We start from the raw sequence: 13,324 nt of genomic DNA on the forward strand, positions 1-13,324 counted from the left end.
CAAATGGAATTGTAGGCTATGATATAAACTACGACCATATTGCATGGAGTGAAACTGATTGCATCGGAAACCTATTAGACTTTGGCACTATACATTTTAATATAGCAAATAGAACTTCAGGGCAAATTTCAAAAATTTTAGAAAAGAGTGCCTTAGGGCTTGTTCAAATAGCCAGGGATAAAAATAAACCACTTGCTGGTGAGGATATTAAAAATATCAGTAAATCCAAACTAACTTATGGGAATACTAAACGAAATATGAAAATCAGTATGTTTGCTCATAAAAAAATTATTGAGGCAATCAGTTCCAGGGCTTTTAAAGAAAATTTAGCCGTATTTTATGTAAATCCAGCATACACTAGCCAAATGGGTAAAATAAAGTATATGAAAGCTAAAGGAATATCTATTCATGTATCCGCTGCATACTGTATAGCTCGTAGAGCTCTTGGGTATAAAGAGAAAATACCTTTGATATATAGAACATTTACAACCAATTGGAAGGTACTGTCCAAAGAAATTAAAACGCTTAAAGTTCATTACCTCTATAAAGTTTCAAGTACCTTCGGATACACAGATTTAAAAGCTTTTGTAAAACATATTATAGTAAGCAATTATGTTTTCTTCAAAGAAAAGCCTATTGTAAAGTTTAGTTTTAATTAAATTATTTAGATAAATTACTTCAATATAAAAATAAAAAATGGCTTTATAGCTTATAGTTACCCTAAAATCTAAGATTGCTACGCAGTGAAGGCACTTACGTGATAGGGGTGCATTAATTATGAGCTACTCATGAAATAATTATACTTGTAGCTTATTATAAAAATTAGCTTGTTTAGAATACTAAACAAGCTCTATGTTACAAGGATATTGTTTCTTACGGTTCTTAGTTTAATGAGAACTGGACCGCTTTTGCGGTTTACAATCGCCCACGTCTATAAGTGGTGCGTATGTTGAATGTGCTTTAATCTTAATTTCCAAAATCGTACTCAAAACTTGTTGATTTCCTATTATCATATCATAATCTATAAATACATCTCCGCCACTTTTATCTACGTTCATTTTTAGTTCTCTAGTATCAACCGTAAGATCTAATGCTCCATGAGGTGTATTATATAAAGTTAAGTCTCTTGAATACTTTTTAAAGTTCATTTCAGTGTTAGTAGTTCCTGTTCTTATAAGTGTAAATTTTTCTTCATCAATTTTAAATGTAGTAGTGGTTCCTTCCATTCCTGAAATCTCTGTTTCCTCGTATACTGCATAATAGCAATTGTCTTCTTTGTAAAATTTACCAGGCGTTACCACTTCAATTGAATCGCCATCCTCTTCACTATCAGACTGTCTGCTAACTACTGAAATTACAGCGTTCTTCTCCATACCCTTACTCTTTTGCATAAACTTACTCCTCACTAATTTATAATATAGTTATTTATTTGTTCCTGCGTTGCAGGCATTACATCTATAGACTTATCTAGACTCTGATCATCTTTTCCATAATTAATAGATATAACTTTCTCGCCTCGCCCTTTACAATACCTGCCCGTTATTCTTGCTGCGAATTCAATGTCTTCATCCGTAGCAATACCTATTATAGCAACTGTAGAGCCGTTATAGTCCTTGGCTATAAACATCAAGTCCTCTCCAGTTAAAAGTTGCTCTAAAAGTTCTCCCTCTTTCTCCGTTCTTGTAGATATAATTTTTGAATCTTTAGACAATCTAAACTGCCTACCTATTTTCAGTAATTTTAAATCTATTTTTGTTGGTTCTTCTTTATGCTCTAAAAGATCCTTAAGTCTTATAGAATAATTAGGTTCTGTAAGTTTACACCCACCAGCAGGTGATGGATAATCTAAAATACCCCACTTACTCGCAAGTTCCATTTGAACCTTTCTATTTCTTCCTTTTATGTCCATAAGTGCTTCTCTATCTATTAGACCATCAATCTCCATTTGAGTTGGATTAAGATTTTTTGCACATAATGGTCTTAATATTTTATGTCCTACTCCAGATTCATTTTTTACTATATCTAAAGATGATCTGTTTTGAGACATAGGTCTTTGGTTCAAAACTTCTCCTGTAATAATAAAATCAGCGTGGAATTTTTTGAGTAAATCTCCACAATACCTCATCATCATTGCATGGCAGTCAATACAAGGATTCATATTTTTACCATACCCATGTTTTGGATTTTTCATCATTTCAAAATGTTCATCTGAAAAATCTATAACTTCTAGTGGTATATCTATTTGTTTGACCATTTTCAATGCATTTTTTTCTCCAAAAAAGTTTGATTTAAAGCATATACCAATAACTTCTATCCCTTGATCTTTTACAAGTTTTGCTGCGAGAGTACTATCAAGGCCTCCGGAAATCATAGCCAAAGCTGTTGTCATAAGTATTTCGCCTCTCTTAAATTACTATTTATTATTTCTTTCAATCGCTAGTTCAATAAGTTCATCAATAAGTTCCACATAAGTTTTACCTGTAGCTTGCCACATTTTAGGGTACATACTTATTTTAGTAAACCCTGGTATAGTATTAACCTCATTTAAATAAATATCTTCCGTTTCTTTATCTACAAGGAAATCTACTCTTGCCATTCCAGCACAATCTAATATTTTGTAAATTTTTATAGCTTCATCTTTAACACTCTGTAGTTTTGCTTCATTTAATGCTGCTGGTATTAATAGTTTAGATTCCTCGTTTTTATATTTAGCTTCATAATCATAAAACTCTTTTGCTGGTATTACCTCTCCTGGAATAGCAGCCTTTGGATCATCGTTCCCCATCACTCCTACTTCAATTTCCCTTGCATTAATAGCCTGCTCAACTAAAATTTTTCTATCATATTTTAAGGCATCGGTGACTCCCACTATTAATTCTTTTTGATCGTGTGCCTTTGTTATACCTACGGAAGACCCGCCATTAGCCGGTTTAATAAATACTGGATACCCCAATTCTTTTTCTATCCTCGATATCAGGTTATCTTTATCTTTTACATATTCACTCGCATTTATTACCACATAATCAGCTTGCTTTACATTGAATTTTTCGAGCAAATATTTTGTATATATTTTATCCATACAAATAGCAGAGGACATTACTCCAGGACCCACACAAGGGATATTGTACAATTTACACATACCTTGAATAGTTCCATCTTCTCCAAAAGAACCATGTAATACTGGGAATACTACATCTACTTCTTTATTAAATAAAACCTTTTGACCCTCTGGCATTTTAAAATACTCGTCTGTTTCCCATTCTCCATTTTCTATATTTTCTACTTTTCCAGTATATTGAAACCATAACCCGTCCTTAGTTATTCCTATAGGGTATATGTCATATTTTGTTTGATCAATATTTTTCAATACTGATGTCGCTGACGCTCTCGAGACTTCATGTTCTGTAGACTGTCCACCAAATAATATCGCTACTTTCTTTTTCATAAACATTCTCTCCTTATAACCATAATTTATATTATATCATTGTACCTATTACTTTGTATTTTAATTTTTAAACTTCACCGTATATGATAACACAACTTAAAATTATAATGCTAATTTAAAAATAATTCAACAGAATAAAGGATATATCTGCATTTTGTGCACAAATATCCTTTATTAAAATCACTATATTATGTTTTTATGATTATTTAGCCCTCTATATTTATTAAATTGTTAGTTTTCCATTAGGCGTATCAATTATTTCTATTATTCTTTGTTCATAACCAGTACTAGCATTAATGTATACTATAAAATCTTTTCCCTTATATGATCCCAAGAATTCATAACATAAAACTTCTTTATTAGTCTCGGTAGGTATAATCGCTAAACTAATTTTGTTTATTTTTAGCCTTTTACCAACCTTTTCCTGTGCTTTAGCTTCGGTTATTTTTGGAGCAACCATTTCTCTCTTTTCTACATGGGAAACTAAAAATTTTTCAGATTCAATTCCTATAATGCTACCATCATCTAAAGCAATCTTAAGTTTTACTTGATCTGGATAAATCGCTACATTGCCTTGCTTATACACATAAGCTACTACCACTGTATTCCCATAGTCTAAAGTGTATGTAGACTCCATATTTTCATATCCTGTTTTGCTAAGAAACTTACTTCCGCCATCTATTGCTTTTTGAATATTTAATGTTGCTTTACCTATAGTTCTATTATCCAACAAATAAACTACCTTGCCTCCATTTTTGCTTATTTCTATTACTGTTTTAGCATCACCTTTTGCTCTTCCCTTAAATGATACATAAAATGTATAGGTCGGTATATTTGTCTTTCCAGCTTGTTGCTTATACTCAATCTTTTCAATTTTATCTTTGCCAAACATATTGTTTATTACCTCGGCTGCCTTTTTCTCACTAACTTCCTTTTCAGACAATACTTTAGGCTTTATTTCAACCACATTATCAGAAAAAGGCCCATCGTAAATTAATGCTGGATATTGCACTATTTGTTTTTGTATACCTGTAAATCTTTGAGTAACAAGGTTTTCACCTGTTTTTGCAATTACCCCACTACTCTTCTTCCTAATTTCTCCCCATTTAACTTTACCTTCATTTATTTCAGAAAGCACATTATTTAATTGTTCTTGAAGTGTATATGATTGCATTTCTAATTTATCAATTACCTCATACTGCTTATCAGTAAGTTCCTTCCCCTCCGATGATGCCGCTGCTAAAGTATAACAAAAATCCCCTACTTGAGTTAAAAACTTACTAGTATCTCCAACAACTGCTTGATCAATTGGCAACGAATGTAATTTATCATTTGCAGTGGCAGAATATCTAAAAACCTCTTCGAATACTATTATACTTTGCTCAGGGGAACCAACAATAGCGGATTTACCTAGATTTACTCTTATATTTTGTACAGAGTCGACAAGTTCATACATGTTTTTACTATATTCTGCCTGAAGATAATTTCTATAATCTAATCTTTCCAAAAACATTAATATAGCAAACGTAGTTGAGAACACAACAATTATAGTTGCAATACTTGTATACAAAATCCTTTTCTTTGACATTTTCATATGTTTTCCTCCTGATATTCTACCAAGGTGATATATAAAACATATAGATTTTTATATACCCTATTCGCTATTTAATTTATCCTTAGCTAACTAATTTAGTGAAGATTTCTCCTAGTTTAAATTTAACAATTATTTTTTTGCTACTAACAGTATTGTCTACCATTTTATACTCATCATCCGATAATACTGTTTTCATTTCTTTTTCAGTTTTTTCATAAGATACGTTACCTTTTGTAATATCTACAAAACATAGTGGAGGAAACATTACACACCACCAGTTTTGTCCTTTGCCCGTTCCAATAATTATTCTATAAGCCTCATATTTACCTTGAGGCAAAGTTATATTTCCATAGGTTTTAACCGGAAAATATTCTTCTGATAGAGATGTAGCTACTGAATATTTAAAACCATTTTCTTTTATAACCCTTTCCGCAATTTTTTCTATATTTTTATTTTCATTATTTATAATCTTTCTTGACTCTTTTATATTTTTGCAATCCACGATTTTCGGTGATATATATTTTAAAACAGAATCTCTTACTTTTAATTTTAAATTTTGATCTATTTTATCATCACTATTAGCTATTACATGAAATCTTATAAGTTTACTCGCAACATCACTTTGACTTGCTTTCCCACTTAAACTCGTTGAATTTAGAGCTATGAAAATTATAATTATTACGGTAAAACTTGTTAATATAAACTTTTTCATGTTTATCCCCCCCGGATATAATAAATCTATATTAATACTATTACCATATTATGTAATTATATTCACTGGACCGCTCCAATTCTTCTAATTTCAGTATTAACAATTACATTTACTGATATTTTTTTATACTCCTCATTCCAATCTTTCTCTATTTTGCTCCATAAATCTGGTTTAAACTTTTCTATATATTCTCTGGTACCAAAGGGATCTATCCCAAATTCTTTTATAGCAATTTCCATAATTTTTTCACATTCTTTACTAATAGACTTATTAAAATTATTTTGTAACCTTTGCAGCTCTCCTTTATCAAGTATTTTTTTACCTACATAATACTCACTTATCTGCCCCTCAAGGTTGATATTTACATTAATAGTTAACTTACTGCCTTCCTGAGTAACTTTCATTTTTCTTGTATATCCGTCTATAACATAATCTACAGGATGACCATCTACATAAATAACTTTTTTACCAACTTTAAACTTACCATTTAGCATTTGAATATCTAGTAATTCAAGTGGCGTAAAATATCCTTTTAGTTCATAATCGCGAATTATGGCGGCACCTGTTAACATCAATTCATTTTTTTGCTTATCTATCGTTATTCTAGGTAATAACGCATTGCCATTTTCACTTAATAATATAAGGAATTCATTTAAAGTAGTGCTCATAATCCTAGAATTTCTCTTGCTGTTATCCATAAGTCCTGAAATATAATATTGCGTACTATTTTCAGTCATAGGTTTGAATTTTACATAATCCTGCGCTAAGCCGTCTGAAACAACTACCTGCATCATCCTATTTATTCTTGGGTCTCGCTGCAGATAATCTATTATTTCCTTAACTGTATCCTTATGTTTCAATAAATCGTTACTTAATATTAAAAGCTTTGTATGTCCCATGAATATATCTCTACTACTCTTAGCTGTAGCTTCAGAATACGCATCTTCCATGGAAGATGCATCAGTATTGATATACTTATCCAAAGCACTTTCACTTTTCCCTGTTACGAGCATACTCATGTCTGGAAATCCATAAGTTACATTAATTTTTTTAATTTGTCTCTCTGGAAATGGATCATCAGATTTAATATCCTTTAACGTCTTCTCTTTACCAATATCTTCTCCAGGGTCAACAGCTATAGTAGATATAAAGTTTCGCCTATCAATTTCCACCTTATCCCAGCATCCACTTAATAAAATACAACTTAGGATGATCGGTAAAATTTTTTTAAATTTCATCTTTGCTTTCCCCCCTTCCGCGATCTTTACCTTTACCTATAATTAAAATGAGGATCGGTAACACTACAAAAAGAAATATCGCTGTTAATAACACAGGAGTCGTTTTAAATTGTAAATCATAAATTTCTGCTATATTCTTTGGATATAACGATATGACATAAACAATAGGCATTATTAAAAGCGAAGATAACTTAGTATCCTTTAACTTAACTACATTTTTTATAATTTCACACGAGAAGAAATAAGTATTAACAAATGTTGTGAAATAAAAGAATATCCAAAATGCCATAACTACCCCTTCCCAATGTTCTATAAACGTGTCTGGTATATCTAATGACTTTATCATAGTAATAGTTGGCCATAATAACACTTTACTCTGCGCTTTAGAAAACACAGCTAAAACAAAAATCATTATTATCAAATAAAAGACTGTTACAAATGTTACACTCTTTTTTAAAACACCTAAACAATCTTTTTTATTTTTAACATATGGAAGAACAAGGTATGCTATTTCTATTCCACCAAAACAAAACAGAATATATTTAGAAGCCTTAAAATATTCAGATGGCTTATTGTGAAGTACTGGTAATAAATTTGTGAAGTCCGCATTTATTACAGTGAGTATTAGCACTGCAAATGCTGGAATAAACATAACCCAAAATGATATTTCATTAAACTTAATTAAATCACCTATTTCACCTCTTACTAAATATGTAGCGGTCAAAATAGTGATCATTATAATAAATTCTGTAGGAGTTCGCCTTAATAAATATAGTTTAATTACTTCGACGAACTCCCTCATCCCAAGGGACACAATGAATATGCTATAAATTGAAAAAGTAATAGCAACCATCCCTCCAAAAATCTTACCAAAATTATTTTGTAATATACTTGTGAAATCCTCGAAGTTATTTTTCTTCATTACCTTGTATATAAGATACAATAATAAAGAAATTATTATCCCACAAATTATAGTAACTATCCACGCATCACTATCTACTTTATTTATGACTTCCCTTGGAGCAGAAAAAATTCCTACACCAACTATCGCTACCACAATGGTTGTAAATAGTCCAAAATCCTCAACTTTTTCTCTATCTGCCATAATATAATATTCACCTCCAAATAAAAAGCGATTCAATCTATTTCTGTCTTATCTTATCTCCCGTTTCCATATATTTTGGCCTCTCTTTTAGTTCAGATATTGGCTCTCTAATATACATATCTTTCAAATCTTTAATATTAGTATTAACTGCTGGAGCTAAATAAGGTACTCCAAAGCTTTTCATTCTAACTAGATGAATGAGAAGTACAATAAGCCCAATCATTATTCCATAGAAACCTATAATTGCCGAAGCTATAATAAGCAAAAATCTAACAAGTCTAAAAGCTGTTGAGACCTCATAGCTTGGGGTTACAAACGTAGTAATAGCAGTAATCGCCACAATAATTATCATTATTGGACTAACTATTCCTGCACTTACTGCGGACTGACCTATAACAAGTCCTCCAACTATACCAATAGTTGCTCCAATGGGCCTTGGCAACCTAACCACAGCCTCCATAAGTAGCGCAAAAAATATCTCCATAATTATAGCCTCTATAAATGCCGGGAATGGAACACCTTCTCTTGACGCCGCTATAGCATAGGCTAATTTAGTAGGTATAATATCTGCATGATAAGATGTGATTGCTACATAAAGTGCTGGCGCTGTAAGAGAAATAAAAATAGAAATCATCCTTATAAATCTAACTATAGAACCATGCATCCATCTCTGATAATAATCATCAGGTGATTGAAATAAATTAGGTAATGTAGCTGGAACAATAATTGCAAATGGAGAATTATCCACAAGAAGTGCTACTCTTCCCTCGTATAAAGCTGCAGCTACTACATCCGGCCTCTCTGTGCTTTGTATTTGAGGAAAAGGCGAATATTTATTATCCTCTATTAACTGCTCAATGTATGCACTATCAAAAACTGCATCAATGTTTATTTTATCTATTCGGTGCTCAAGCTCATCAAGTACTCCTTTATTTACTATGTCGTCAATATACATAATAACAACATCTGTTTTAGATCTAGTTCCTAAGGTTTTACGCTTAATTCGTAGCCTAGTATCTCTAATCCGTCTTCTAATTAAAGCGGTATTAAATCTTATAGTTTCTGTAAACCCTTCCCTAGCTCCGCGAATTACGGTTTCACCAGATGGATCACCTACCCCTCTAGCAGGCCAAGAACGCGAAGCAATAACATAGGCGCAGTCTAAGCCATCTATAAACATTAATGTGTCACCAGAAAGCGCAGCATTAACTCCTTCACTCATTTTTTTCACTTCTCGCATATCAGTGACTGCAAGCACATTGTCTTTTATTTCTTCTACATCCTCTATTCCATTTGCAGCAAGCATTAGTGGCTCTAATACATAATGATCAAGTAGCAGTTTATCTGCCATTCCATCTATATAGACTAATGAGGCCTCCCACTTTCCTACATTAAAAGTTCTAAAAATCATATCCGAGTTATCTTGTAAAAGCTCTTTTAGGTATTCAATATTTTTTTCTGCTTTTAATTCAATTTTATCGTTTATTGTTTCCTTCATAAGCTTCACTTCCTTATATATATATGTATTATCTAAATGTTCGCACTTATCAAAAGATCCACCTTAGTGTAAATAAAATGATAGCTATAATTATCGTAGTCCAGCCTATGGTGTGCGCTTTTCTACTAAGAATCACACTGCCAGACTTCTTAAAAAATCTAGCATCTACGGTAAGTACAACGGTGCCTTCAATCAGCATCATTGCTAAAAAATATATATCAAACAAACCTAATATCCTCATTTTTCACTCCTTGTTTTAGTATAATTAACAAATTAATTCAAGTTATAAAAAGCCTATACTTGAATATTTTTATTTTTATTTTACACAGCTAGTTTTTACGACACTTGCAAAAAATATTCACTTAGATACATGGTAATAAATATAAAAAACGTGCAAAAATCACAAATGATTTTTGCACGTTCTTATGTTCTCCTAAAAAATTATATCTAAATTGTTCTTGTTAAATATATTTCTTTATATTGAATTTTAAATTTATCATAACACCTTTGAGCTTTTAACATATCATCGAAGAAAGCAAATATCGTAGGTCCGCTTCCACTCATCATAGAACCCATCGCACCCATTTTAATCATATCTTCTTTTATCCTTTTAAGCACGGGATATTTTCTTAAAGTAACATTTTCAAGCAAGTTTTTCATGCCGTTACATACAGCCTCTACGTTTTCTTGTTCCATAGCCTTAATTATTGAATCAGTATCTGGATGCTTAAAAATTTTGGTAACATCTAAATTTTTAAAAACTTCCTTTGTTGATACTCCAAAATTAGGTTTTACAAGCACTAAAATTTGATTTTTAAATGGCTTAAGAGGAGTAATAATTTCTCCTATCCCCTCACACAATGCAGTTCCTCCCATTATGCAATAAGGAACATCTGCCCCTATTTTTACGCCAAGCTTCATAAGTTCATTAACATCAACATCTATTTTAAAGATCTGCGGAAGTGCCTTTAAAACAGCTGCTGCATCTGCACTCCCACCTGCCATACCTGCCGCAACCGGGATATTTTTTTTAAGATATATGTTTATGCCTTCATGAATATCATAAGTATCCATAAAAAGTTGTGCAGCTTTATACACTAGATTTTTCTCATCTGTAGGTATGTAAGGTTTATTACAGCTTATATTAATACCCTTATTACATTTTTGAAAGGACAAAGAATCATATAAATCTACATTTTGCATAATCATTTTTAGTAGATGATACCCATCTTCTCTTTTACCTACTACATCTAAAGATATGTTTATTTTTCCATAAGCTTTTACTAACATGATTTTCCTCCAACTCTTATTAACAGTTTCTCAAGCTACCGCTTAAATCATCTCCTAGGTCGTTGCATTAACGACTTCAGAAGGAGATTTACACTATTGTCATTAAAATTAGTATATTACAACAAAATTAATATTGCTACATATAATTTAAAATAAGATACTATAATTAAAGCCCCAGTGTGTTATTTACAACACATTGGGGCTAATTCCATCTAAAAGAAATATCAGTTTTTTAAGTCGATAAAGACATTTTAGTTATATAATTATTCTACCTGGTATTATAAGTTTTTGTGAAACTTTTATAACATTAGGATCTTCTATTTGATTAACTCTTGCAATGTCTTGAATTGTAGTATTATATTTTTTAGCTATTTTCCACAATGTATCCGCAACTTGGACTACATAAATAGTAACACTCGCTCTTTTCGCAGGTACTTCACCCTCTATTGGATAAACATCAACTAAGAATTTCTTTTGTACCATATAATTTACACGTACATATACTTTTACAACAGCCCTAACTGCTATATTTCCTGCCTCAATATCTACATTTATATTTTCCATTGATACTCTACACATGCTGCTCATATTTATCTTAGATCCTAATATATCAGCTCCACATGTGAAAGGAATCTCCTCAGATACAGCAGATAAATATTTTTCTTCATCATCACTTCTGTATAACACCGTTACATTCATTATACCGTCAATTACAACCTTATCCTCTATTACCTTTTTATCCGTTATACAAACAGTCGCATTAGTCATAATAATCTTACTTGGTACGCTTCTACTACTATCTAGTTCTATATCACCCTTAACTAATGTTTCCGTTAATAATTGTCCTTGCATTACATTAAGACCATAATCTTTTTTATCCATCTCAAGCATCGTAGTTGGTGAATACACATCTTCAATCATATCCACTTCTTCTTTATACATACCCCGTGTATTAGTTTTTATTATAAACTCTACATCAATAATTCTTTTTTCTCCTAAGTCATCTTCCTTAATATCATACTCCATCGCATCTACCTTAAAATCTGTATAATTATCCATATAAGGCTTTACGTCTTCAAAATCTAATTCCTTATTTACCATAACTTCGTGTTCAACATAAATTAGCTCCCTACTATCTTTGCCCTTATATATCATATTAATAAGCGCATATGCATTAAGTTGAATTTTTCCTTCGTATAATTTCACTTCTTTTTTATGAATATTAACATCACACTTTATAATTTTAGCAATCTCTGGTTTCTCCATTGGAACTTTTATATTAGCTTTACCAATAAGTTCACCTTCAAAATTCTTTGTTACCTTATCTATACTAGTAGGATTTTTTAAATATTGTACATCCTTAACTGCTTCGATATCTTTAACTATTTGGAAATTATAATTTTTATATATTTCAGATTTTGATTTTAAAATACCCTCTAGGCATATTTTTCTCTCATTAACTATTCTGCACTCCATATGTTCTACAAAACACTCAGCATCACAAAGCATTTCAGGCATCGCACCCACTATATCTACTGTATTTGAAAATTTAGAATTATATACAACATTCTCAACATCGCTGTGCTCTTGATCTTTTGTAATATAAAGAACATTATATTGAATTTCACCTTCTAAAAATACTTTATCTTGAATTATTTCTTTAGAGTTTATAGAAACTTTAACATCTAACATAAGAATTTCTTTTACATCTGGATGAGTATCCGGTATCACGTATTCCTCTTTCACCACTGTATCAACAGTGTTTTCTCCTAGTAATTGTTCATATTCAATATTTTCCTTAATTAAATTTATCTCCATATTATACCTCCTTGTATTTCTATTGGGGTAACATTTACACATCGCTACCCTCCTAAAATACCTACTATATAATATATATATAAATAGTGATCAAAATATGATATTTATTTTTTATAATCGTATAACATAATTCATCATATTTTTACATAAAAAAACATATATCATGTAAAACACATTGTTATTGCTAACTAAATGCATTTCACCTAATATATGCCTTGTTAATCCTAAATTCATAAGATTAATTTATAAATATAAAAAACGATACTATGATACAGTATCGCTTATCCTGCAAAAACTATTTGAACCGTCTTTGTCAAAACATCTGAATAACTATACGTCACAGTCCTGTGGGTGTCTTTTTCTAATCTAATAACAAAAATATTTGGATATGTCTTTTCAATAACTCCATTATCCACAAGAATTTTTCTTCTTCCGCCATTAGCTTTAAGTGTTACTCTCTCGCCAACATGACTTTCAATTTCATCTTTTATTGAGGTCAATACATTAATTTTTTCCACTGCAAAACACCCTCTTTCCACATTCTATATTATATATCATATTTTTGTTTTTGTCAAGTAGGCATAACATTTTATCACTACTATAACAATTTTGTCAATGCTGATT

13 protein-coding genes are annotated in these 13,324 nt (G+C 31.1%); 1 reads left to right on the forward strand and 12 read right to left on the reverse strand.

Annotated elements, in window-relative coordinates:
- Positions 1–659, forward strand: a 659-nt coding sequence (locus KPL44_RS15625; RefSeq protein WP_216252200.1) for an IS200/IS605 family accessory protein TnpB-related protein, incomplete at its 5' end; no start/stop codon positions are given.
- Between the two features lie 228 nt (positions 660–887).
- Here KPL44_RS15625 and KPL44_RS15630 read toward each other — a convergent pair.
- From KPL44_RS15630 to KPL44_RS15680, 12 genes are all read right to left on the reverse strand, one after another.
- Entirely contained in the window at positions 888–1,373 is a 486-nt protein-coding gene (locus tag KPL44_RS15630; RefSeq protein WP_216252361.1) for a DUF1934 domain-containing protein, read from the reverse strand.
- A 32-nt stretch (positions 1,374–1,405) separates the two neighbouring features.
- Positions 1,406–2,389: a tRNA 4-thiouridine(8) synthase ThiI gene (locus KPL44_RS15635; protein ID WP_216252202.1), complete on the reverse strand. Its 984-nt coding sequence runs from the start codon at positions 2,387–2,389 to the stop codon at positions 1,406–1,408.
- Between the two features lie 24 nt (positions 2,390–2,413).
- Positions 2,414–3,445 carry a D-alanine--D-alanine ligase family protein gene (locus KPL44_RS15640; RefSeq protein WP_216252204.1) on the reverse strand — a complete coding sequence of 344 codons (1,032 nt, stop codon included), beginning with the start codon at positions 3,443–3,445 and terminating at the stop codon, positions 2,414–2,416.
- A 223-nt stretch (positions 3,446–3,668) separates the two neighbouring features.
- Entirely contained in the window at positions 3,669–5,039 is a 1,371-nt protein-coding gene (gene ypeB / locus KPL44_RS15645) for a germination protein YpeB (RefSeq protein ID WP_216252207.1), read from the reverse strand.
- Positions 5,040–5,121: 82 nt separating this feature from the next.
- Positions 5,122–5,751 carry a stage II sporulation protein R gene (spoIIR, locus tag KPL44_RS15650; protein WP_216252208.1) on the reverse strand — a complete coding sequence of 210 codons (630 nt, stop codon included), beginning with the start codon at positions 5,749–5,751 and terminating at the stop codon, positions 5,122–5,124.
- A gap of 62 nt (positions 5,752–5,813) precedes the next feature.
- Complete coding sequence (locus tag KPL44_RS25370; protein ID WP_253201804.1) at positions 5,814–6,989, reverse strand: Ger(x)C family spore germination protein; 1,176 nt, start codon at positions 6,987–6,989, stop codon at positions 5,814–5,816.
- Positions 6,979–8,094, reverse strand: coding sequence for a GerAB/ArcD/ProY family transporter (locus tag KPL44_RS25375; protein ID WP_253201805.1), 1,116 nt, complete (start codon positions 8,092–8,094; stop codon positions 6,979–6,981). The genes KPL44_RS25370 and KPL44_RS25375 overlap by 11 nt, the downstream gene beginning before the upstream one ends.
- Positions 8,095–8,131: 37 nt before the next feature.
- Positions 8,132–9,592 carry a spore germination protein gene (locus KPL44_RS15660; protein ID WP_216252210.1) on the reverse strand — a complete coding sequence of 487 codons (1,461 nt, stop codon included), beginning with the start codon at positions 9,590–9,592 and terminating at the stop codon, positions 8,132–8,134.
- Between the two features lie 49 nt (positions 9,593–9,641).
- A complete protein-coding gene (locus tag KPL44_RS15665; RefSeq protein WP_216252212.1) occupies positions 9,642–9,833 on the reverse strand; it encodes a CLC_0170 family protein in 192 nt (63 codons plus the stop codon).
- A 206-nt stretch (positions 9,834–10,039) separates the two neighbouring features.
- Positions 10,040–10,882 carry a 4-(cytidine 5'-diphospho)-2-C-methyl-D-erythritol kinase gene (gene ispE, locus KPL44_RS15670; RefSeq protein WP_216207172.1) on the reverse strand — a complete coding sequence of 281 codons (843 nt, stop codon included), beginning with the start codon at positions 10,880–10,882 and terminating at the stop codon, positions 10,040–10,042.
- 255 nt (positions 10,883–11,137) lie between these two features.
- Positions 11,138–12,700: a DUF3794 and LysM peptidoglycan-binding domain-containing protein gene (locus KPL44_RS15675; protein ID WP_216252214.1), complete on the reverse strand. Its 1,563-nt coding sequence runs from the start codon at positions 12,698–12,700 to the stop codon at positions 11,138–11,140.
- Positions 12,701–12,981: 281 nt separating this feature from the next.
- Positions 12,982–13,218, reverse strand: a complete 237-nt coding sequence (locus tag KPL44_RS15680) for a Veg family protein (RefSeq protein WP_071611048.1) — start codon at positions 13,216–13,218, stop codon at positions 12,982–12,984.
- Positions 13,219–13,324 lie beyond the last annotated feature (106 nt).

This window comes from Clostridium sp. DSM 17811 (assembly GCF_018861905.1).
Classification (GTDB): domain Bacteria; phylum Bacillota; class Clostridia; order Clostridiales; family Clostridiaceae; genus Clostridium_AD; species Clostridium_AD frigoriphilum.